This is a genomic window from Nocardiopsis sp. iso_25 (assembly GCF_056173305.1).
Map to the genome: position 1 here is coordinate 3,420,104 of NZ_CM149667.1, position 23,128 is coordinate 3,443,231.

General features: G+C 75.2%; 15 protein-coding genes. 9 read left to right on the forward strand and 6 right to left on the reverse strand.

The genetic code is table 11. The features are described 5' to 3' along the window. The first annotated feature begins 103 nt into the window (after positions 1-103). The 8 genes from AC0VX6_RS14890 (at position 104) to AC0VX6_RS14925 (ending at position 13,565) form a co-directional block, all read left to right on the forward strand. Positions 104-1,546 (forward strand): NCS2 family permease, encoded by a 1,443-nt coding sequence (locus tag AC0VX6_RS14890; RefSeq protein ID WP_475464756.1) that lies wholly within the window; start codon positions 104-106, stop codon positions 1,544-1,546. A gap of 216 nt (positions 1,547-1,762) precedes the next feature. Then, positions 1,763-4,411 carry a molybdopterin-dependent oxidoreductase gene (locus tag AC0VX6_RS14895; protein WP_475464757.1) on the forward strand — a complete coding sequence of 883 codons (2,649 nt, stop codon included), beginning with the start codon at positions 1,763-1,765 and terminating at the stop codon, positions 4,409-4,411. Beyond that, the gene (locus tag AC0VX6_RS14900) at positions 4,408-5,391 is read left to right on the forward strand and encodes an FAD binding domain-containing protein (protein WP_274973305.1); all 984 of its coding nucleotides are present in this window, start codon (positions 4,408-4,410) and stop codon (positions 5,389-5,391) included. Before AC0VX6_RS14895 ends, AC0VX6_RS14900 begins: the two co-directional genes overlap by 4 nt. A gap of 698 nt (positions 5,392-6,089) precedes the next feature. Beyond that, a complete protein-coding gene (locus AC0VX6_RS14905; protein ID WP_475469361.1) occupies positions 6,090-6,869 on the forward strand; it encodes a phytanoyl-CoA dioxygenase family protein in 780 nt (259 codons plus the stop codon). A 93-nt stretch (positions 6,870-6,962) separates the two neighbouring features. Further along, positions 6,963-11,138: an SDR family oxidoreductase gene (locus AC0VX6_RS14910; RefSeq protein WP_274973306.1), complete on the forward strand. Its 4,176-nt coding sequence runs from the start codon at positions 6,963-6,965 to the stop codon at positions 11,136-11,138. 48 nt (positions 11,139-11,186) lie between these two features. Beyond that, positions 11,187-12,047 (forward strand): TauD/TfdA family dioxygenase, encoded by an 861-nt coding sequence (locus AC0VX6_RS14915; RefSeq protein ID WP_475464759.1) that lies wholly within the window; start codon positions 11,187-11,189, stop codon positions 12,045-12,047. After that, entirely contained in the window at positions 12,044-12,808 is a 765-nt protein-coding gene (locus tag AC0VX6_RS14920) for an SDR family oxidoreductase (RefSeq protein WP_274973308.1), read from the forward strand. The genes AC0VX6_RS14915 and AC0VX6_RS14920 overlap by 4 nt, the downstream gene beginning before the upstream one ends. A gap of 7 nt (positions 12,809-12,815) precedes the next feature. Further along, positions 12,816-13,565: a methyltransferase domain-containing protein gene (locus tag AC0VX6_RS14925; RefSeq protein WP_475464761.1), complete on the forward strand. Its 750-nt coding sequence runs from the start codon at positions 12,816-12,818 to the stop codon at positions 13,563-13,565. A 191-nt stretch (positions 13,566-13,756) separates the two neighbouring features. Here AC0VX6_RS14925 and AC0VX6_RS14930 read toward each other — a convergent pair whose 3' ends face one another. The 4 genes from AC0VX6_RS14930 to AC0VX6_RS14945 form a co-directional block, all read right to left on the reverse strand. Beyond that, complete coding sequence (locus AC0VX6_RS14930) at positions 13,757-14,707, reverse strand: D-alanine--D-alanine ligase family protein (protein WP_274973310.1); 951 nt, start codon at positions 14,705-14,707, stop codon at positions 13,757-13,759. A gap of 52 nt (positions 14,708-14,759) precedes the next feature. Then, positions 14,760-15,992 carry an aminotransferase-like domain-containing protein gene (locus tag AC0VX6_RS14935; protein ID WP_475469363.1) on the reverse strand — a complete coding sequence of 411 codons (1,233 nt, stop codon included), beginning with the start codon at positions 15,990-15,992 and terminating at the stop codon, positions 14,760-14,762. Between the two features lie 903 nt (positions 15,993-16,895). Next, the gene (locus AC0VX6_RS14940) at positions 16,896-18,215 is read right to left on the reverse strand and encodes a GAF domain-containing protein (protein WP_274973311.1); all 1,320 of its coding nucleotides are present in this window, start codon (positions 18,213-18,215) and stop codon (positions 16,896-16,898) included. Between the two features lie 406 nt (positions 18,216-18,621). Beyond that, positions 18,622-20,115 (reverse strand): PucR family transcriptional regulator ligand-binding domain-containing protein, encoded by a 1,494-nt coding sequence (locus AC0VX6_RS14945; RefSeq protein WP_475464763.1) that lies wholly within the window; start codon positions 20,113-20,115, stop codon positions 18,622-18,624. A gap of 314 nt (positions 20,116-20,429) precedes the next feature. On the opposite strand from AC0VX6_RS14945, the gene speB reads away from it, so the two are divergent. Next, positions 20,430-21,377, forward strand: a complete 948-nt coding sequence (gene speB, locus AC0VX6_RS14950) for an agmatinase (RefSeq protein WP_274973313.1) — start codon at positions 20,430-20,432, stop codon at positions 21,375-21,377. A gap of 89 nt (positions 21,378-21,466) precedes the next feature. Here the strand turns inward: speB and AC0VX6_RS14955 are convergent, their stop codons facing one another. Next, positions 21,467-22,093 carry a TetR/AcrR family transcriptional regulator gene (locus AC0VX6_RS14955; RefSeq protein WP_274973314.1) on the reverse strand — a complete coding sequence of 209 codons (627 nt, stop codon included), beginning with the start codon at positions 22,091-22,093 and terminating at the stop codon, positions 21,467-21,469. Positions 22,094-22,270: 177 nt separating this feature from the next. Then, entirely contained in the window at positions 22,271-23,101 is an 831-nt protein-coding gene (gene ddaH, locus AC0VX6_RS14960) for a dimethylargininase (RefSeq protein ID WP_013153273.1), read from the reverse strand. Between the last annotated feature and the right edge of the window lie 27 nt (positions 23,102-23,128).

Here is a 23,128-nt window from a genome sequence, read left to right on the forward strand (position 1 = left end):
CGGGACAGTGCCGTCCTGCACACACCCTCAGTTGAACACTAATAGTGACAACCCCCCTACACATGGCAATGACCGCCATGCTCATCTCCCTCCAGGAGGGGACATGACCCGACTCAAGGACTCCGGCCCGCATTCGGGGGCCCGGAAGCCCACGGCTCGATCCTGGCTCGACCGCTTCTTCTTCGTCAGCGAGCGCGGATCCACCTTCGGGCGCGAGGTCCGCGGCGGACTGACCACCTTCATGGCGATGGCCTACATCATCGTCCTGAACCCGATCATCCTCAGCGGCGTCTCCGACGTGAACGGCGAAGTCCTGTCCGCGGGCCAGCTGACCACCATGACCGCCCTGTCCGCCGGGCTGGTCACGATCATGATGGGGGTGGTCGGCCGGGCGCCGATCGCCTGCGCCGCGGCCCTGGGGGTGATGGCGGTCGTGGCCTACCAGGCCGCGCCCGTGATGGCCTGGCCCGAGGTGATGGGCCTGGTCGTGTGGCAGGGCGTCGCCATCATCCTCATGGTGGTGACCGGTGTGCGGACCGCGGTGATGAACGCGCTGCCGCACGACCTCAAGATGGCCATCGGCGTGGGCATCGGCCTGTTCGTGGCCCTCATCGGGCTGGACAACGCGGGCTTCGTCAGCGCTGGGGAGGGCGGCGGCCTGCTCCAGATCGGCGCGGCCGGGGCCGGGGGCCACCTCGACGGGTGGCCGATCCTGGTCTTCGTGTGCGGCCTGGTGCTGGCCAGCGTCCTGCTGGTGCGCGGGGTGCCCGGCGCGATCTTCTACGGCATCGTCGGCGCGACGGTCCTGGCGATCGTCGTGCACTACGCGGCGGGCCTGGAGGCCGGGGACTGGGGCCGGGCCAGCCCCGAGCTGCCCGGCAACCCGTTCGCGGTCCCCGACTTCGGCCTGCTGTTCCGGGTGGACATGTTCGGCGCGTGGACCTCGGCCGGTGCGACCACGGCGGGCGTCATCCTGTTCACCCTGGTGCTGGCCGGGTTCTTCGACGCCCTGGGCACCATCCTGGCCATCGGCACCAAGGCCGACATCGCCGATGCGGGCGGGCACATGCCCCGGGTCAACCAGATCCTGGTGACGGACGGCGCGGGCGCCGTGGCCGGAGGGCTGACCAGCTCCTCGGCGACGCTGGTGTTCGTGGAGTCCACGGCTGGGGTGAGCGAGGGGGCCCGGACCGGTCTGGCGAGCGTGGTGACGGGGCTGTTCTTCCTCGCGGCGATCTTCCTGGCCCCGGTGTTCGGTGTGGTCCCGGCGCAGGCCGCGGCGGTGGCGATGGTGCTGGTGGGAGCCATGATGATGATGCACATCAGGGAGATCGACTGGTCGGACATCGCCGTGGCGATCCCGGCCTTCCTGACCATCGCGATGATGCCGTTCACCTTCGACATCGCCAGCGGGATCGGCATCGGGATCATCTCCTACACGCTGGTCAGGTCGGCCCAGGGGCGCGTGCGCGACGTGGGCTGGCTGATGTGGGTGCTCTCGGCCGTGTTCGCGTTCCACTTCTCCATGCACGCGTTGGGGCTTTGAGCCGGATCCCCTCAGGAGGGAGGCCGGGCCGTTGAGAGGGCGGCCCGGCCTCCCCCCTTTTTCGCCGCGGACCGGTCGGGGCCGCGCGTGCCCGGAGCAGCCACGGAGCCGTTCGGGGCGGAAGTGGCGGGTGTAGGGGGCGCGGCACCTCGTTGACAGCGGTCGGCGGCGCCCCTAAGTTGACAATGTCAACTTCGTATCGAGGGAAGCCACCCCATGAACGTTCGAGTCAACGGCGTCTCCTCTCCCGCCCCCGACTCCCCCGACACCACGGCGGCCGAGCACATCCGCGACCGCCTCGGCCTGACCGGCACCAAGATCGCCTGCGGCACCGGGGTCTGCGGCGCCTGCACCGTCCTGGTGGAGGGCGCGCCCACCGCCTCGTGCCTGCTGCCCGCCGACCTTCTGGAGGACCGCGAGGTCACCACCGTGGAGGGCTTGGGCGGCGACCACCCCGTCCAGCGCGCCTTCGCCGCCCACGACGGTATGCAGTGCGGCTACTGCACGCCCGGGTTCGTGGTGGAGGCCTCCGCCTTCGTCGACTCCTGGCGCGCCGAGCACGGCGACGTCCGCCCCGGCCGCGACCGCGTGGCCGACGCCCTGGCCGGGCACCTGTGCCGCTGCGGCGCCTACGAGGGGATCTTCGCCGCCGTGGACGCCGCCTGCGCGGGCGAGTTCGACACCGAGCCCGAGCAGGCGCCGCCGCGCGCGGACGCCCTGGCCAAGGTCACCGGTCGGGCCCGCTTCAGCGCCGACCTGGCCCCCGAGGGCACCTGGGAGGGGGTGATCGTGCGCTCGGCCCACGCCCACGCGCGGGTGCGCGCCGTCGACCCCGGCGGGGCGCGGAGCGCGGCCGCCCGCCGCCCCGGGCCCGGACAGACCGCGGACCCGCACCCGGTCTTCGTCGACCTGCTGGGCGGGGAGCGCACGGTGCGCTACGTGGGACAGCCCGTCGCCGCGGTGGCCGCGCCGACCGCGGCCCTGGCCCGCGCCGCCGCCCGGGCCGTGCGGGTGGACTACGAACCCCTGCCCGCCGTGCTCGGTGTCGAGGAGGCGCGCGCGGAGGACGCCCCGCGGGTCTACCCCACGCGCGCCGAGCGCCAGGCCGCCCCCTCCAGCGCCGAGGGCCCCAGTCTCCCGGGCCGCTGGGACGGCAACACGCGCGGACCCACCACCGTGGGCTGGCGAGGCGCCACCGCGGTGCGGCGCCTGCGCACGGCCGCCGAACGCCGGGATCCGCGCCTGGTGGCCCAGGAGTACACCACCGCCGTGCAGGTGCACAGCCCGCTGGAACCCCACGTGTGCGTGGCCTCCTGGGACCGCGACGGCTCGCTGACCCTGCGCGCGTCCACCCAGGCGGTGTCCAAGATCGCCCAGAAGGCCGCCGAGCGCTGGGAGCTGGCGCCGGAGAGGGTGCACGTGCTCAGCGAGTACGTCGGCGGCGGCTTCGGCGCCAAGGCCGGCCTGTCGGTCGACATGGTCACCGCGACCGAACTGGCCCGGCTGGCCCACGCTCCGGTGCGCGTGTCCTTCGACCGCGCCGAGGAGCTCACCGACGCCGGGCACCGCCCCGGAACCCGCACCCGGGTGGCGCTGCTGGCCGACGACTCCGGGGACCTGGCGGCGCTGACCGTGGACTCCCACGGCGACGGCGGCGTCTCGGTGGGCTCCACCACCGCCGTCTTCGGGCTGTTGATGTACGGGCGCTCGCCGCGCCGGGCCCGCGACTTCGACGTGGTCACCCACCGCCCGCCGGGCCTGCCCATGCGCGCCCCCGGCGGCGCCCCGATGTCCTGGGCCATGGAGCAGGCCGTGGACACGATGGCCCACCGGCTGGGCGAGGACCCCCTGGCCCTGCGCCGCCGCTGGGACGGCAACCCCAAGCGCCGGGCGCTGTACGACCGGGCCGCCGCCCTGGACCTGTGGCGCGGGCGCCCGCGCGGACCGCGCACCGGCCGGTTCCGGCGCGGGGTCGGCGTCGCCGCCTCCAACTGGCTCTACCTCATGGGCCCGAGCGCGAAGGTCGAGCTGTCGGTCCGCGACGGCGCGGTGGTGGTGCGCTCTGCCACCCAGGACATCGGCACCGGTATCCGCACGGTCCTGGGCGAGGTGGTCGCCGAGCGGCTGGGGATGTCCGCCGCCGACGTGCGCGTGGAGATCGGCGACAGTTCCTCGGTGCACGGCACCGGTTCCTTCGGCAGCCGCACCACCACCTCGATGGGCCCCGCCGCGGCCGACGCCGCCGACCGGCTCCGCGCCGAGCTGCGTGAACGCGAGCCGGGGGTTCCCGCCTCGGGGCCGATCCCCGAGCACACCCTCAAGGACGCCCTGGCCGCCGCCGAGGGGGTGCGGGTGGTCGGTGAGCGCGGCCGGGACCGCCGGGGCGCGCTCACCCCGAACATGGACGACCTGGCCGTGGGCCGGGGCATGACCGGCGCCGTGCACGTGATGGAGGTGGAGGTGGACACCCTGCTGGGCCGGGTGCGCCCCACCCGCTGCTGGGCGGGTCTGGCCGTGGGCCGCGTGTACGCCGAGCGGCTGGCCCGCAACCAGGCCGAGGGCGCCGTGGCGCAGGGCGTGGGGTACGCGCTCTTCGAGGAGCGCCGCCACGACCCGGTCACCGGGGTGGTGCTCACCGACAACCTGGAGGACTACCGGCTCCCGGGGCTGGGTGACGTCCCCGAGACCGAGGTGCACTTCCACCAGGAGGGCTTCGAGCACGCCGCGGGCGCGGGGGTCGGCTTGGGCGAGATCTCGCTGGTGGGCGTGGCCGCATCCGTGGCCAACGCCGTGCACGACGCCACCGGCTGGCGCCCCCTGGACCTGCCCATCCGCCCGGACCGACTGCTGGAGGGACTGCGATGACCGCGACCACACGCCCCGCGGGGCTGGAGGAGGCCCTGACCCGGCTGGAGGGCACGGGCGCCCGCCCGCGCGCCGGGGGCACCGACCTGACGGCGTGCCTGGCCTCGGGGGTCCTGGAGCCCGCGCCCGTGGTCGACCTGACCGGGGTGCGCGAGCTGCGCGGCGTGGAGTGGCGCCCCGACGGGTCGGCCCGGGTGGGCGCGCTGACCGGCGTCGCCGAGCTGTCCGCGGACCCCGCGCTGGCCGCGGCCTATCCGGCGCTGGCGGCCACGGCGCGGGCGCTGGCCACGCCGCAGGTGCGCAACGCCGCGACGCTGGGCGGCAACCTGCTCCAGCGCAACCGGTGCTGGTACCTGCGCAACCCGGCCTTCGACTGCTTCCAGACGGGCGGGGACTCCTGCCCGGCGCGCGGGGGCGACCACCTGTACGGGGTGGTCGTGGACCGGGGCCCGTGCGCGGCCCCGCACCCGTCCTCGCTGGCGGTGGCGCTGCTGGCCCACGACGCGTCGGTGCTCGTGGCGGGCGGGGAGCGGACCGAGATGGCGGTGGCCGACCTCTACGACGCCGCCGACCCGACCCGCGACCACGTGCTGGAACCGGGCCGGGTGCTGGTGTCGGTCGGGCTGCCGGTCCCGACCCCGGGTGAACGGTACGCCTACCGCCGTGCCACCGGGCGCTCGCGCGCGGAGTGGCCGCTGGTGGAGGCGGTGGTGCGCCTGGCCCTGACGGACGGGGGCGCGGTGACCTCGGCGGCGGTGGCCGTGGGCGGGGTGGCCCGCACACCGCTGCGGCTGCCGGAGGTGGAGGCCGCCCTGGTGGGCGCGCGTGCGGGCCTGGCACTGGACGGGGGCGTGGCCGAGGCCCTGGAGGGCCTGGCCGACCTGTGCTCGCCGCTGCCCGCTACCGGGTACAAGGTGGAGCTGCTGGGCGCCACCGTGCGCGACGTCCTGGAGCGCGCCCTGGACACCCCGGACGACTGAGGCCCCGGTCGGACCCTGCGGCCCCGTCCCCGCGCGACGCGGGGGCGGGGCCGACGCCGTGTCCGGAACACGCACTTCCCGGATACGGACCCCGCCGAGGAGATTCGTTCTCACCGCGCACTTCGCACACAAGGGGACAACGAGGAAATACGCAATCCCCATTCACACAGAACACACATGGGCGCACACGCCTGACGGCGGCACGACCGCCGAGGGAAATCGTTCTCCCCGACGCCCCGACCTCCCCGGCTTCGCCGAGACCCGGATATCTCCCCTTTTCCCTCACAACCCAGAAGGGAGAAAGGGGACAAATATCTATTTTGGCGCCGCGTTCCACACCAGCACCAACAGAAGTCAACAGCACCCGCAAAACGCTGTGAGCAGCACCGACGCACACTCTCCCGCCTCCCACGACCCTCGCGTGCGCACGTGTTCGCGCCTCCCCCATGGGATTCTTTTCCGACCTTCTTGACACGGAACGGAACGGATGCCAAATTGATGCAGTCGGACCACGGAACACGGACCACAGCCCTCCCGCGGAAACACCACGCCATTCCCCCAGCGCCCGGTCGGCGGGAAAAGAGAACGCCCTCCCATCCCCGCGCCCCCGAAACGGGACCGGCACGGCGATCCCCACGACGATCCGGCAGTCGTCCACCACCGAAGCGCGAATCAGGGGTGACACTTTGACGCATGCGTTGTCCCAGGACGTGTCCGCGGCCGAGCGACGAGAGCGCTTCGCCGAGTCGGGATACCTCGTCCTCCCCGGCCTGCTGCCCGAGAACCTCCTCCACCGGCTCCTTCCCGAGGTGGACCGCTGGGTGGACGAGGGGCTACGCGACCGCTCGATAGCCGCCTGCCTCGACCCGGACGGGGGCGACCCCCGCCCGGCCCTGGAGCTGGAGCTGCCCGCCCACGGCGAACTCCTCGCCCACGGCCCGCTGCTGGAGGTGATCTCGGAGCTGCTGGGGGCGCCCTTCGTCTTCCACCACCTGCACAGCGCCAGGCACGATCCGGACACCGGGGGCAAGCCCTGGCACCACGACAACGAGCCCAACGACCGCGGGGACACGGACCTGGTCATGGTGCACGCCCTGCACTACCCCGTGGGTCTGGACGAGAGCATGGGCAGCCTGGCCGTCCTGCCCGGGTCCCACCGCGAGGAGGCGGACAAGACCGCCCGCGCCCACCTGGGCACCTCGGAGCTGCCGGGCGAGGCCGTCCTGGACCGTCTCCCGCCCGGCTCGACCGTCCTGCTCAACTCGGCGCTGTTCCACGCGCGCAGGCCCGCCCGGCGGACGACCGGCCGCCCCCGCTACTTCGTCGACGCCTCCTACTGCCAGACCGGCGCCCGGTGGCGCCCGGTCAAGCCCTACTGGCGGCACATGCTCACCCGCGCCCGCGAACTCGGCCTGGACCGGGGCGGATGGCCGGAGCTGTTCTCACCGCGGCACTTCACCGACTACACCCCGGTATGAGGCTCCGGAGCCGGTCCCCCGGCCGGACCCGGCGGTGACGGACGCCCCGCCACGGGGCCGCGCGAACCAGACAGCGGAGACGGAGCGGAGACGATGACGCACGTGTTGCGACCCACCCCCACACTGTCCGACATGCTCACGGAGGGGAGTCAGGCGCACCCGCTCCGTACGGCGCTGACCGACGGCGTGCGCTCCCTCAGCTACCGCGACCTCGACGCCGCCGCCGACCGGATCGCCGCCGCTCTGGCCGCACGGGGTCTGGGCCGCGGCGACCGGGTGGCCCTGCTCGGGCCGCGCGACGCACGGCTGTGCGCGCTCCTGCACGGGGTCCTGCGCTCGGGCGCGGCCGCGGTCGTGGTCGACGCGGAGTGGAGCGCCGCCGACGTCGCCGCGCGGCTGGACGAGGTCGGGGTAGCCCACGCGCTCACCGCCGACCCGGACACGCGTGCTCCCGGTGAGCGCGGCACCGAGGTGCTGGACCCCGGGGCCCCGGCCGCCCCCGCACCCCGCCGCGCCCCGGCCCGGACCCGCGACCCGGCCTACCTCTCCTTCACCTCGGGTTCGAGCGGGCGGCCCAAGGCCGTCACGGTCACCCACGCCAACGCGGCGCACTACGCGCTGGCGCTGCGCGACCGCCTCGGCCTCACCCGCGCCGACGCGCCGGTGTTCGCGCACGTGACCACCCTGGCGGCGGACCTGGGCCACACCTCCTGGCTGCTCGCCCTGGCCACCGGGGGCCGGGTGCACGTCGTCCCCGACCGCGCCGCCCGCGACCCGCGGGCCCTGTGGGACTCCCTGCGCGGGGCCCGGGTCTCGGTGCTCAAGACGACCCCGTCCCACATGGCGGCCCTGATGGAGGAGCGTCCCCCCGCTCAGGAGCCGCTGCACACCCTGCTCCTGGGAGGCGAGGCGCTGCCCCGGTCCCTGGCCTCGGACCTGCTGGAGGGCGGTGTCGCGCACCGCGTGGTCAACCACTACGGGCCGACCGAGACGACCATCGGCGCCACCTGCCTCGTCGCCCGCTCACGCGCCGACCTGCCCGGCGACGAGCCGACGGTCCCCATCGGCACCCCGATCGGCGGGACGCGGCTGCGCCTGCTGGACTCCGCCGGACAGCAGGTCCCCGACGGGGCCGAGGGCGAACTCCTCATCGGCGGCCCCGGGGTCACGGCGGGCTACTTCGGCCGCCCCGAGGAGACCGCGCGCCGCTTCGTCCGCCGGGGCGGGGAACGGATGTACCGGACCGGCGACGTGTGCCGCCGCCGCCCGGACGGCGACCTGGTCTTCGTCGGCCGCACCGACCGCGAGGTCAAGGTGCGGGGGTACCGGGTGGACCCGGTGGGGGTCGAGCGGGTCATCGAGGGCTTCCCGGGGGTGGGGCGCTCCGCCGTGCTGACGCGGGAGACGCCCGCGGGCACCGCCCTGGTGGCCGCCGTGCGCCCGGACGGCGCCCGTGAGGAGGCGGAGCTGCTCGACGCGCTGCGCGCCCACCTGCGCGAGCGGCTGCCCGGGTACGCCGTGCCCCAGCCCGTGGTCGCCCTGGACGCGTTCCCCACCGGGCCCAACGGCAAGCTCGACCGCGCGCGCCTGGCCGAGGCCGTGGACGCGGCCCTGGAGGAGCGGGCCCGCCGCGCGGCCCCCGACGGGCCGGGCCCGGACGCGGGGCCACTGGTCCGGGCCATCGCCGAACTGTGGGCGGGCGCGCTCGGACTGGCCTCCGTCGGCCCGGGCGCCGACGTGCTCGAACTCGGCGGGGACTCCCTCCTGGCCATGCGCACGGTGGCGTTCCTGCGCCGGGCGGGGCTGCGCGTGGCCTTCGAGGACTTCTACCGCCACCCCACACCCGAACTCCTGGCCTCGGCCGTCCGCCCCGGCGCGGGGGACCCGGCCGAACGCGCACCGCACCGGGAGCACGCCCGGGCGCTGGCCCCCGCCCAGCGCTGGCTGCTGCGGCAGCCCGTGTCCGACACGCGCCACTGGAACCAGTCCGTCCTGCTGCGCTGCGCGGCGCCCGTGGACGCCCCGGCCCTGTCCGCGGCCGTGCGGGCCGTCCTGGAGCGGCACCCGGCCCTGCGCACCCCCGTGGGCCCGGGCGGCCCCGGGCGGCCCCGGCCCGCGAAGGACCTGCCCGCGGTGTCCTTCTCACGGCTGCCCGGGGAGCCCGGCCGCGCCGCGGGGGTGGTCGGCGGCGTGTGCACCGAACTGCACCGGGGCCTGGACCCGGCCTCCGGGCTCCTGCTGCGCGCGCACCTGTTCACCGGCCACCCCGACGGCGGGGACCGGCTCGCGGTGATCGCCCACCACCTGACCGTGGACGGCCTCTCCTGGCGGATCCTGCTGGACGACCTCGCGCACGCCTACCGGGCGGCGCTCTCCGGGGAGGAGGAGGCCCTTCCCCCCACGGCCGACTTCTACCGGTGGGCGGCCCTGGCCCCGCGCGCGCCCGGGGCCGCCGACCACCCGTCCCCGGGCGGGGCAGCGCCCGATCCGGCACGGCCGACGGCCCTGGTCTGGAGCCTGGACGCGGCGGCCACGGACCGGCTCGCGCACCGCCACGGGCACGGTCAGGACCTGGAGGCGTTCCTGCTGGCGGCCTTCGCCGACGCCGTCCTGGACCGCGGCGGGCGCACCCGGCTGGAGGTGGAGGTGGAGACGCACGGGCGCGACACCAGTGACGCGGGGCACGCCTACATGGACACCGTCGGCTGGTTCACCGCCGCGAAGCGGGTCGGGCTCGACCGCGCCGACGGCGACCCGGCCCGGCGGGCGCGTGCGGTCCGGCACCTCCTGCGCGAGGCGCCCGAGCTGCCGATGGACGCCCCCGGCCCCAGGCCCGGGGCGGGGTTCAACTTCCTGGGGGCGTTCCGGCCGCCCGGGGACCCCTCCCTGGGCTGGACCGTTGCCCCCGAACAGGCCGGGAACGCACGCTGCGCCGGGGGCGACCCGCTCCAGCTCCTCCGGCTCACCGCCCGCGTCGTCGAGGGCAGGCTGGTGGCCGACCTGGTGTACGCCTGGCCCGACCTGGCCCACGAGGACGCGGCGGGCGTCCTCTCCGGCTTCGGCCGCCGCGTCGCGGCAGAGGCCCGGGCCCGGCCCCCGGCGCACACCAGGTCGCCGGTGTCGACCTCGGGGCAGCCGATGCTCCACGGGGCTCCCCGCGACGGCGCGGCCGTGCGGGTGCTCCGCGAGCCCGTGCGGGTCCTGCTCACCGGGGCCACCGGCTACCTGGGCACGCACCTGCTCGGCGCGCTCCTGGAGCGGGGGGCGCAGGTCACCTGCCTGGTGCGCGCCGACGGCGACGCCGACGCCGCCCGGCGGGTCGGCGCCGGGACGGGCGGCGTCGAGGCCGTGGCCGGAGACGTCACCCGGGAGGGCCTGGGCCTGTCCGGGGAGGGGCTCCGCCGTGTCAGAGGGGTCCACGCCGTCGTCCACGCGGCGGCGGACGTGCGCCTGGTGGCCCCGCCGGACGAACTCGAACGCGTCAACGCGGCCGCGGTCCGCACCCTGGTGTCCTGGATCGACGCCGAGGTCCCCGGGGCGCGCCTGCACCACCTGTCGACCCTGGCCGTGTGCGGCGGCGTCGAGGGGCCCGCGCGCCGCTTCAGCGAGGCCGACCTGCACATCGGGCAGAGCTTTCGCACCCCCTACGAGAGGACCAAGTTCGCGGCCGAGGAGATCGTCCGCTCCTGGGCCGCCTCGGGCCGCCAGTGCTACGTCCACCGCAGCGGCCACATCGCCGCGCACAGCCGCACCGGGGCGTTCCAGAGCAACGTCTCGGACAACCGGGTCTACCAGCTCGTGCGCGGCTACGTCCTGGCCGGGGCGGCGCCCAGGCGCCCGTCCACCTCCTTCGTCTTCTCCCACGTGGACACGGTGGCGGCGGGGATCGCGGCGATCGCCACGCACCCGTGCGCCGCGCCCGGCGCCTACCACGTCGAGTCGCCCCACCAGGTCCCCCACGACGAACTCGTGGCGTGGCTCGCCCGGCACGGCTACCCGGTCGCGCTGACCGGTGACGAGGCGTTCGCCGCCGCGCTGGCCCGCGCCGAGCCCGACCACCCGACCGAGATCCGTCTGGCGTCGGCGTGGTCGCAGCTGGAGGAGCGCAACGTCGTCGTGGACAGCTCGCGCACCGTGTCCGTGCTCGACCGCGCCGGTGTACGCTTCGCGGCCCCCACCCCCCGGTGGTGGTCCGCGGCCCTGGGGTGGGCGGCCCGGTCCGGTTTCCTGCCCCCGGTCGCCGTCCACGACGGCGCCACCGCCCGCTGAACGCTTCGCGGCACACCCCGCGAACCCGCCTGACGAAGGGAACGACCCATGTCCGATGACACCGTGACCGACCTGGGATGGAACACCGAGGTCCTGGAGGAGCGGCGCTCGCTCTGGTCGCTGCCGCTGGAGAAGGAGGACACGCGGCTGCTGGCGGAGGCCGCGGCGGCCGACAGCTGGGAGGGCGCCGAGGAGGTGCGCGACAGGCTCCGCGCCTTCGCCGTCGAGAGCGTGCGCTCGGTGGGGTTCGCGCACGTGCGCGGCCTGGTCTCCCCCGACGCGCCCTACGCCGTGAGCGAGGCGGTCATGCGGTTCGTGCTGCGCGAGCTGGGCGAGGTCATCCCGCAGAACGCCAAGGGCGACCTGACCCACGTGCTCCGCGACCAGGACGGCGACGGGGCCACCGAGCTGGGCTTCCACTGCGACACCTGCGACGTGCTCGTCCTGCTCTGCCTACAGCCCGCGGTGGACGGCGGGGGCGACACCAAGCTCGCCAGCGCACGGACGGTGCGCGACACCGTGGCGGGCGAGCGCCCCGGCGTGCTCGCCACGCTGGAGCGGGAGTGGACCTTCGACCGGACCGGCCGCGCCGGGCAGCAGGTCGTCGTCTCCCCGATCCTCTTCGTCCAGGAGGACGGCTCCGTGGGCTGCTACTACCAGCCCCGCACGGTGCGGACCTCGCCCGAACGGGGCGGGCCGCCCCTGAGCGAGGACCAGTGGGAGGCCCTGGGCTTTTTGGACGAGGTCCTCTACCGCCCCGAGATCGCCTTCCGCCTGCGCCTGGAGGCGGGCGAGCTGCTACTCATCCGCAACAACCGGGTCATGCACGGGCGCTCGCCCTACGTGGACGCGCCCGGTCCGCGGGCCCGCCGCGTGCTCAGGGCCTGGATGAGCACGGAGGTGCTGTGACCCCCCGCCCGCGCGGCGGCGGGGTCGCCGTGGTCACCGGCGGCGGGAGCGGGCTGGGCCGGGCGGGCGCCCTGGCCCTGCTCGCGGACGGGTGGTCGGTCGCGGTGGCCGGGCGGCGCGCGGACGCCCTCGACGGGACCCTGGCCCTGGCGGGGGCGGACGCGGACCGGATGGCGGCCTTCCCGACCGACATCAGGGACCCCGGCGGGGTCGCGTCGCTCTTCGCGGCCGTGCGCGAGCGCTTCGGCCGGGTGGACCTGCTGTTCAACAACGCGGGCGCGGCCGTGCCGCGCAGGCCGGTCGAGGACATGCCCCTGGACGACTGGGACAGGGTGGTGGGCACCGTCGCCACCGGCGCCTTCCTGTGCTCGCGCGAGGCCTTCCGGGTGATGCGGGACCAGTCGCCGCGGGGTGGGCGCATCATCAACAACGGCGCCCCCTCGGCCCACGTGCCGCGGCCGTACACCATCGCCTACACCGCGGCCAAGCACGCGCTTCTGGGGATGACGCGCGCACTGGCGCTGGACGGGCGCAGGTACGGGATCGCCTGCGGGCAGATCGACGTGGGCAACGTGGCCCCGGTGGACGGGGGGCCGCAGCCCGCGGCGCTCCAGGCCGACGGGACGAGTGCAGTGGAGCCGGTGATCCCGGTGGAGCGGTTCACCGAGTCGCTGACGCTGATGGCGTCGATGCCCCTGGACGCCAACGTCCAGTTCCTCACCGTCCTGCCGACCGCGATGCCCTTCGTCGGGCGGGGGTGAGGGGCCGGTGTTCGTCAGCTCCCGCTCCTTCGAGGAGTACCGGGCGATGTTCGCGCTCTCGGAACGGGACCTGTCGCTGCGCGTCCTGGACTGCCCCGGCGGGGCGGCGGGGTTCGTGGCCGGGGCGCGCGGGGCGGACGCCGTCGCCGTGGACCCCGAGTACGCCGGTGACAGGGAGGCGCTGGGATCGCTGGCCCTGCGCGAGGCCGAGCACCGGCACTCCCTCGTCGCGCGGGAGGCGGCGGACTTCGCGTGGACGTGGTTCGGCTCCCCCGAGCGGTACACGCGGATGCGGACCCGGGCCGCCCGCGCCTTCGCCGCCGACCTCGCGGCGCGGCCGGAGCGCTACGTCGCGGGCGCCCTGCCCGACCTGCCCTTCGCCGACCGCTCCTTCGACCTGGTGCTCAGCTCGCACCTGCTGTTCTCCTACGGGGCGCGGCTGGACGAGGACTTCCACCGGTGCGCCCTGCTCGAACTGGTGCGCGTGGCCCGGTGGCAGGTGCGCCTGTTCCCCGTGGTGCTGCACACCAGCGGGGAGAGGTACGGCGCGCTCGACCGGCTGCGGGAGTGGCTGGAGGGGCGGGGCGTGCGCACCCGGCTGGAGCGGGTCGGCTACGAGTTCCAGCCCGGGGGCAACGAGATGCTCCTCCTCGACGGCCTCTCCGGCGCCGCGGAGCCGGGGACGGACCGGGGCGGGCGGGGCCGCGCCTTCGGCCTGGACCCGGTGCGCTGGCGTCACCTGGAGGCGGGGACGTAGCCGCCCGGCGGCCCCGCGACGGGGTGGAGCCGCGGCGTCACCACGGCGCCGGGGGTGCCGTGTCCGCTCTCCAACGGCTCGAAGGGGCGCCCGGCCGGGGCTGACCGGAGAGGCACTCGGGCTCCCGGAACAGGACCGGGCCGGGGCCGCCGGGGAACGGCGGCGCCCGGCCCGGACGCGCATCGGCGGGGTCAGCCGCGCAGCAGCGCCTGGTGGGCCAGCTCCCGGCACGCGACCGCGAAGTCCAGTCCCGCGGCGGCGGCCCCCATCGGGAAGGTGGAGGTCTCGGTCAGGCCCGGGGCCACGTTGGTCTCCAGGAAGGTGACGCGGCCGTCGGCCCCCACGATGAGGTCGGTGCGGGACAGGTCCCGCAGCCCCAGGACGCGGTGCGCGGTCAGCGCCACCTCGGTGGCCTGGGCGACCGTGGCGGGGTCCAGGCGCGCCGGGCAGAAGAACTCGGTGCGCCCGGCGGTGTAGCGGGCGGCGTAGTCGTACACCCCGCCGTCGGGCACGATCTCCACCGGCGGCAGCGCCACCGGCCCGTCGCCGGTGTCGAGGACGCCCACGGCCAGCTCGGTGCCCTGCACCTGCTCCTCGACCAGGGCCGAGTCGCTGTAGGCGAAGCAGGACACCAGGGCCGCCGACAGCTCCTGCACCGAGCCGACCGGTGCCGCGCCGAACGCGGAGCCGCCCCGGTCGGGCTTGACGAACAGCGGCAGGCCCAGCCGGTCGGCGAGCCGCTCCATCAGCGCCGGAGCGCCCAGGTCGTGGAAGGCCGACTTGGGCAGGGCGGCGCCGCGCGGCACCCGCACGCCCTCGGCGGCCAGCAGCGCCTTGGCGGCGGGCTTGGAGTAGGCCAGGCGGCAGCCCCCCGGCCGGGCGCCCACGTAGGGCACCCCGACCAGTTCCAGGACCTCCCGGATGGCGCCGTCCTCGCCCGCGGCCCCGTGCAGGACGGGGAAGACCACCTGCGGCGGGTCCTGGACGAGGCGGTCCAGCAGGGTGGAGTCCACGTCGGCGACCTGGACCTCCACGCCGAGCCTGCGCAGCGCCTCGGCGACGCCGCGCCCGGAGTGGACGCTCACCTCGTGTTCGGGGGACAGGCCCCCGGCCAGGACGAGAACCCGGTCAAGGTCTGCCACGGCGCGGACCTCCTTCTGTGCTGCTGTCATGATGGGGTGCCCTCATGGGGTGTCAGGGCAGGTCCGGAGCGGGGGCCTGTGGGCCGTCGGTGCTCGGGGCCAGGGTGGTGCCGAACGTATCACGCAGGTCGATCTCACCCTCGATGGCTCCGACGAGGCGGCGCACGCCCTCACGGATCTGCTCGGGTGTGGGGTAGCAGAAGCTCAGGCGCATGTTGGCCCGGCCGCGTCCGTCGGCGTAGAAGCCGGTGCCGGGCACGTAGGCGACCCGTTCGGTGACGGCCCGGGGGAGCATGGCCTTGGAGTCGATGCCCTCGGGCAGGGTGGCCCAGACGAAGAATCCGCCCTGGGGGCGGGTCCAGGTGCAGCCCGCGGGCATCATCGCGGTCAGCGCGTTGAGCATCGCGTCGCGGCGTTCGCCGTACATGGTGTTGAACGACTTGATCTGCTCGCGCCAGGGGAAGGTGTTGAGGTAGCGGCGCACCACCAGCTGGTTGAAGGTGGAGTGGCTGAGCATCGCCGACTCGGCGGCCAGGACGAGTTTGGCGCGCACCGCGGCGGGTGCGAGCGCCCAGCCGATGCGCAGGCCCGGGGAGAGGGTCTTGGACAGCGATCCCAGGTAGATGACGTTGCCCTCGCTCTGGGAGTAGAGGGTGGGCTCGGGGTCGCCGTCGTAGCGCAGCAGGCCGTAGGGGTTGTCCTCGACGATGAGCACGTCGTGGCGTTCGCAGGTCTGGGTGACCCGCGCGCGCCGCTCGGCCGTCATGGTGATCCCGGCGGGGTTCTGGAAGTTGGGGACGGTGTAGAAGAACTTCACCGGCCGCCCGTCCAGCTCGGCGCGGACGAGCGCCTCCTCCAGCTCCTCGGGGATCACGCCCTGCTCGTCCATGCCGACGTGGCGGATGTCGGCCTGGAAGGCGGCGAAGGTGTTGATCGCGGTGACGTAGGTGGGGGCCTCGGTCAGCACGATGTCGCCCGGGTCGACGAAGACGCGGGTGAGCAGGTCCAGGGCCTGCTGTGAGCCGACCGTGACGATGACGTCGTCGGGGCTGGCGGTGATGCCCTCCAGCGTCATGTAGTCGCAGATCTGCTCGCGCAGTACGGGGTCGCCCTGGGCGGAACCGTACTGGAGGGCCGCCGCGCCCTCCTCGGAGACGACGTCCTTGACCAGTTCGCCGATCTGGTCCAGGGGGAGCGCCGCGACGTTGGGCATGCCCCCGGCGAGGGAGACCACCTCGGGGCGCGAGGCGACGGCGAACAGTGCGCGGACCTCCGATGCGACCATGCCCTGTGCTCGGCGTGCGTAGCGGCCGAAGTGCGGGTCGATACGCGAACCCTGTTGGCTGGGCTGCTGCTCTCGGTGGTCAGCGGACACGGTCCACCTCCGAAGGAAGGTCGTTCTGTGGGGCAGGGCGGGGGGCCGTCCGGGAACTCTCGGCGTTCCCGGGTTCGACGCCCTCGCCGTCCCCGCGGTTCACACCCCGTCCACGGGAGCGGGCACGCTGCCCGGGGTCGTGGGTGGGGCGGTCGGGTGGGCTGGGTCGCGGGTGAACACGACCCGGTAAATGCACCGAGTCTAGCCCAGCGTCGGCGGACGGGCACGGAACGGGCCTGCGCGTGCTGTTCGCCACACCGGTCACACCCGCTCCCCTCGTCCCGTCCCTTCCGGTGGACTACCCGTCCGCGGCGGGGTTCACGGGGAGGGAGGCCAGAACATGGTCCGCTCTTTCCCCTGTCGTCGGTCGGCGCCCGCGGGGCGGGGTCGCGACGCGGAGCAGGTCGCGCGGGCCACGGGGGCGCGGACTACCCGTAGAACCGTCCCGGCGGAGCCCTGTCCTCCCGCCGGGACGGCGGCTCACCTCGGGGAACACGGCGTGGGGGGCGGGTCCCCCTGAACCCGTCCCCCACGCATCGGCACACCCCGGGGAGCCGAGCTCCCGCAGGCGGCGTACCGTCGGCGCGATGGCCCCAGGGGGTTCCCCCGAATCCCCGTGGTCGGCCATCCGAGCCCGGTGGCGCCTCTGCGTTACTCTCCCCCGGAACCCCCCTCAAGGTCCCAAGGCCGTGGACGCGCCACGCGTTCCGTCCGCGGTCCGCCGCCGGGCCCTCTCTTGCCCCGCGGCGGCCACCGACTCTGGGCCGCGCACGCACAGTCCATCGCACGCCGCACGACACGGCAACAGTTGCACTAGGTTGCGGTGCCGTCGCGCAGAGCCATGGGGCAGTCGCCGTCGCGGAGCGCGTCCCGCACAGCGCGCACCCCGGGGGCCACCGACCCGGGCAGCAGGTCCACCGGCGAGGGGGGCCGCACCACCCGCACCCGCACCTCCCCGCTGAACCGGTAGGGGCGGCTCTGGATGATGCCGCCCAGATGGCGGCGCACACGCGAGAGTTCGGCGCGTACCGTCACCACGTGCCCGCCCGCGCCGAACACGTCCTGGGACAGCTGCGCGCCGGTGCGCCCGCCCCGGTGCACGGCCAGCAGCAGCAGCAGCTCCGCGTGGCGCGGGGTGAGCCGGTGCGCCCACTCCCCGCTGGGCCCGGCGACCACCATCCTGGGCGAGGGCCGGGTCAGGTCCAGGGTGACCGTGGAGGGCGCGCTCTCCGACGCCGGACGCGGGCGCAGCAGCCATCCGCCGGGCAGGGGCTCCAGGGCGCACTCCCCCAGGGCGGGCAGCCAGGCGGTGCCGCTCTCGCGCTGTTTGGGCAGCAGCACCCTGCGGACCGGCTCCATGTGGACGGCGGCGGCGGTCCACCCGGCCTCGTCCACCACCAGCGCGCGCTCGCTCATCCCGGCCAGCAGGGGCGCGGCCACCGAGCGCAGCCGCTCCAGGTGGGTGTGGTGGATGCTCTGCAGGTGGGCCTCCGCCAACTGGGCCACCGCGCTGACCAGGGCCAGGGTGGAGGGGTGGACGGTGGAGACCGGGCCGGTGACGTTGACGGCGCCGAGCAGGCGGCCGTCGCGGGGGTCGTGGATGGGGGCGCAGGCGCAGGTGAGGGCGTGCAGGTTGCGCACGAAGTGCTCGGCGGAGTAGACCTGCACGGGCCGTCCCACGACCAGGGCGGTGCCGATGGCGTTGGTGCCGGTGCTGCCCTCGTTCCAGAAGGCGCCCTCGACGAGCCCGACGCGGTCGCCGAGGGAGCGGATGCGGTGGGAGCCGTCGCGCCACAGGACCTGGCCGGAGGCGTCGGTGACCAGCATGATGTGGTCGGCCTCGTCGGCGACCGAGACGAGGGAACGGCGGATCAGCGGCATGACCTCGGCGATCGGGGAGGCGTCCCGGTGCCGCTGGAGCTCGTCCAGGCGTGCCGTGCGGGGCGGCGGAGCGCTGTCGGGGTCGATCCCGAAGCGTCGGCTGCGGGACCAGGAGTCCTCGATGACCGGTCGCAGGGCGGCCGGCGCCGGGCGCCCGGAGAGCGAGGCCTCGTGCACGCGCCGGAGCAGGCGGGCGTGCTCACGGGCGTCGGCCCTGGCCGGCAGGGCCGTGTCCAGCGGCGGAAAAGACATACGGTCCCCTGAGCTCGCGTTCGCAACGGCGTTCATCGATTTTCTCGGTTCGGCTTCGACAGGGTTGAGGGAACGGAAATACACCCATGTTTCGGAGGCCGCTCTCGCTTCCGCTTCCGTTTCATCACCGGATTATGCCCCATCGCGCGCCCCGGGGCGGACGGGGATCCCGTTGGCGCGGGGAGGCCGCAAAGCCCGTGGCGCACGCGCCTGTCCGACGCGGTGCCCGGCTCGTCGACCGCCGAAAGGCCGTGAACGCGTCTTCGAAAAGGGGACCGGGTTCGAACGGAACAGCGGAATTGCCGAAAACGACCGGTAATGCCGCAACGGCACTTTCCCGGACACATGTCCGCGCCCCGCGCGGGCCGCTCGGGGTCGTCTCCGGGCCGGGAGAGGCGGAGCCCGGTCAGTGCCGCCAGCGGGTCAGCGCGAACCACAGCCGCATGCGCTGCTCGGCGTCGGCCAGGTCCACGCCCAGGTCGCGCTCGACGCGCCCGATCCGGTAGCGGACGCTGTTGCGGTGGGCGCCCAGGTCGGCGGCGGCCCGGTCCCAGTTGCCGTGCCGGGTGAGCCAGACCCGCAGGGTGCGGCGCAGCAGGCGCGCGGAGTCGGTGTCCTCGGCCAGCGGTCCCAAGACGCTCCTGGCCAGGCCCTCGCCTCCCCCCGGCGCCAGGAGGGCGTCGAAGGGGTCGGCGGCCTCCTCCAGCAGCGGCCCGCCGACCGCGCGGGCGCGGGCGAGCAGGGCGGCGGCCCGGCGGTCCGCGGCGGCCAGCTCCGCCGGGTCCACCGGCCCGCTCAGCGCAGCGATCCAGCCGTGGTCGAGCAGCCGGTCCAGGTGGGCCCGGTGCGCGGCCTCGCCCCGGTCGGCGAGGACGGCGCGCAGGTCCTCACCGGGGTCCGCGTCCAGCAGCCGGGTTCCCAGTGGCAGCGCGGCGGGAGCGGTGTGGCGGCCCCGCCCGGCGGGCCGGGCGCGCAGGGCCCGGTAGGCGCCGGGAGGCACCGACCCCGCGGGGGCGTCCGTCGGGGCGGTGAGTTCGGCCAGCAGCGGTACGGCCGCGTCGGTGAGCCCGCCGTCCAGGAGCAGGCCGGTGATCAGGCGGCCCGGGGCGGGCGGGGCGCCCCGGGAGGCGCGGGCGAGCAGCTCCAGCAGGGCGGTGGCGGTGCGCAGGACGGCCCGGTCGGTGACGCCCAGCGGTTCGGGACGGCCGACCAGGACCACGCCGTGCTCCCCCGGCGGGGCGCCGACGGTGTGCAGGAAGACCTCGTCCCCCCGCACCCGGGCCTTGGCGCTGCGCGGGCCGCGCGGCCGGGTGAGCCGGTCCGCGAGCCCGTGCAGTTCGGGGTCCAGCTCCGCCGGGGCGCCCGCGGTGCGGCGGGCGCCGCCCGGCACGGCGGGCGACGGGCGGGTCAGGACCGCCCAGCCGCCCAGGGCCTCGGCCAGGACGCGCAGGACCCGGTCCACGGGGGCGTCGGCGGTGACGGCCAGGGCCAGGGCCTGGTGCGCCTCGCCCAGGCGGCGCAGATCGCGCAGGTGCAGCTCCTGGAGCTCGGCGCCCACGGCCTGGCTGACGGCGGCGAAGGGCGTGGGGCGGGGCACCTCCACCAGGGGCAGCCCCCGCGCGCGGCACTGCTCGACCAGCCCGGCGGGGACGGTGTCGTGCACCGGGGTGACGCCGAAGCCGAGGGCGCTGACGCCCGCGCCGACCAGGGAGTCCACGTAGCCGCGCAGACCGGCGGGGGCGGCGGGCAGGTTGACGCCCGCGGTGAGCAGCAGTTCGCCACCGCGCAGGTAGGCGGCCGGGTCGGCCAGCTCGCTGGCCACCGCCCAGCCGATCCCCGGGTCCCCTGCGGCCACGAGAGAGGTCAGTCCCAGGTCGAGGCGGCCCACGACGGTGCTCAACGGGACCGTGTGTCCCTGTGCCCGGCTCTGTCCCGCCACCCCGCGGACCCCCTTCGCGAACCGGCCCGCGTCCCCGCCCGGCGGAGCGGAGAGGAACAGGTGCCCCCCGTGCGGGCGCGCTGACCGCGTGTTCTGGATACCTCGTCCAGTACAACGCACCTTTGTGGATGGTTCGTCCACTGGAGGAGGCCGCGTCGGCTGCTTAACCTGACCGGGGTTCGTGTGATCCGCCCCGACACGGCCGCTTTCGTCCCCCCGCGCCTCCCCGCCCGCGGACCGTACCGAACACCGCACCGACGACGAGAAGGACACCCGTGAACGCACCGCTCGGTCCCACCGACTCCAGCCTCGTACCGCGCTTCGCCGGACCGGCCACCTTCGCCCGGCTGCCCCGCATCGACCAGGTCGGGCACGCCGACATCGCCGTGGTCGGCGTCCCCTTCGACACCGGCGTGTCCTACCGCCCCGGCGCGCGCTTCGGCCCCTCGGCCATCCGCGAGGCCAGCCGCCTGCTGCGCCCCTACAACCCGGGCCTGGACGTGTCCCCGTTCGCCTCCGCGCAGGTGGTCGACGGCGGCGACATCGCGGTCAACCCCTTCTCGATCGGCGACGCGGTGGAGACCCTGGACCAGGGCGCCTCCGAGTTCGTGCGGGCGGGCACCCGCCTGGTCACCCTGGGCGGCGACCACACCATCGCGCTGCCGCTGCTGCGCTCGCTGTACCGCCGGCACGGACCGATCGCCCTGCTGCACTTCGACGCCCACCTGGACACCTGGGACACCTACTTCGGCGAGCCCTACACCCACGGCACCCCGTTCCGCCGCGCCGTGGAGGAGGGGATCCTGGACACCGAGGCCCTGTGCCACGTGGGCACCCGCGGCCCGCTCTACGGCAAGAAGGACCTGGAGGAGGACCGCCGCTTCGGCTTCGGCATCGTCACCTCCGCCGACGTCATGCGCAGGGGCGTGGACGAGGTCGCCGACGCGCTGCGCCAGCGCATCGGCCGCCGCCCGCTGTACGTGTCGGTGGACATCGACGTGCTCGACCCGGCGCACGCGCCCGGCACCGGCACCCCGGAGGCGGGCGGCCTGACCAGCCGCGAACTGCTGGAGATCCTGCGCGGGCTGGCCTCGTGCAACCTGGTGGGCGCCGACGTGGTGGAGGTCGCCCCGGCCTACGACCACGCGCAGATCACCGCGACCGCCGCCTCGCACGTGGCCTACGACCTGGTCAGCGTCCTGGCGCTGAACCACGGGCGCTGATCCCGCGCGCCGCGACGGAGGCGGGCGCCCGTCCGGCGGCGCCGACCCGCTCCGCCCACGGCACCGCCGCGCCGCCCGGGGCGCCGGGGTCAGACCTCGGCGCCCTCGCGGCGGGCGCGCAGGTGGGCCCAGGTCAGGTCGGTGACGTGCCGGGCCATGGTCTCGGGGCTCTCCTCGGGGTGCTCCAGGAACCAGTCGGCGAAGGCGTCGGCGGTGCTGACCGCGATGCGCGCCAGCAGCTGGGCGTCCTTGGGGGCGAGGTCGCCGTAGCCCCGGCGCGTGCACTCGGTGACGAGGTCGGCCACCTCGGCCGTCACACGGTCCCTGAGCCGCACGGCCTCCCCGGCGAAGGGCTCGCCCCGCAGGTCAGCGTGCCGGTACAGCACGGTCCAGCTCGCGCGGTTGCCGGTGACGAAGACGAAGAAGGCGCGCATGCCCCGGTGCAGGGGGTCCTCCCCCGCCGGGGCGTGCGGATCGTGCGCCGCGGCGCGCACGGCCCCGATGAGCCGGTCGGTCTCACGGCGCACGCAGGCGGTGAAGATCCGTTCCTTGGAGCCCAGGTACTGGTACACGGTGGGCTTGGAGGTCCCGGCCGCCTCCGCGATCTCCTCGACGCTCACGGTGTGGTAGCCGCCGCGCGAGAACGCGGTGACGGCGGCGTCGATCATCTGCTCTTCCCTGAGCTGACGCGGGAGTCTGCGCTGTGTGCTCTTCACGTACTCAGACTTTATTGCGGCGGGGGCGTCCGGCCAGGGGCGGTGGTCCCCCGTGCGCGCGCCCGGGCGCGGTCCGCGGCGGGCGCGCGCACCTGACCTGTGGCGTCGACCCGGCGGGTCCGCTTCGCGGTGGTATTTCCCACACCGGTTCAGCGGCGCCCCGGAGCCGGGCCCGCCTCACACGGGGGCGTCGCGCAGCACCAGGGTGCAGCACTTGGCGCCGCCCCCGGCCCGGCGCAGCTCGTCCAGTTCCACGGGGTGGACGGCGTAGCCCAAGGCCCGCAGGCGGTCGGCCAGGGCGGTGGCCTCGGCGGCGATGACGACGTTGCGGCCGTCGCACACGGCGTTGAGGCCGAGCACGGCGGCGTCCTCCTCGGTGGCCAGGAGCGCGTCCGGGAAGAGCGAGCGCAGCACCCGTCGGCTTCCGGCCGAGAAGGCACCGGGGTAGTAGGCGATCTGGTCACCGGAGAGGGTGAACAGCGCGGTGTCCAGGTGGTAGAAGCGCGGGTCGGTCAGCTGGAGGGTGACGACGGGGCGGCCCAGGAAGCGCTCGGCCTCCTGGTGCGCGGCGGCCTCGGTGCGAAACCCCGTGGCGGCCAGGACCACCTCGTCCAGGGTGAGGAAGTCGCCCTCGCCCTCGTTGACGTGCTTGGGCTCGCGGGTCTCGGTGTAGCCCGCCTGGCGGAACCAGTCGAGGTAGGCCGGGCCCTCCGGGGTGCGCTCGGCGCTGGCGAAGCGCGCCCCGTAGACCCTGCCGTCCACGACCAGGGCCCCGTTGGCGGCGAAGACCATGTCGGGCAGGCCGTCGACGGGGGCGATCTCGCTGACGCGGTGCCCCAGGGAGAGGTAGAGGTCGCGCAGCCCCTCCCACTGGCGGATGGCGCGTGCGCGGTCGACGCCCGCCGCCGGGTCCATCCAGGGGTTGATCGCGTACTCGACCGCGAAGTAGGTGGGGCGGCACATGAGGTAGTGCCGCGGAACCGCCGCCGGACCGACCGGTCGAGCCATGGGACCTCCCGTACACCGCGCGGGACA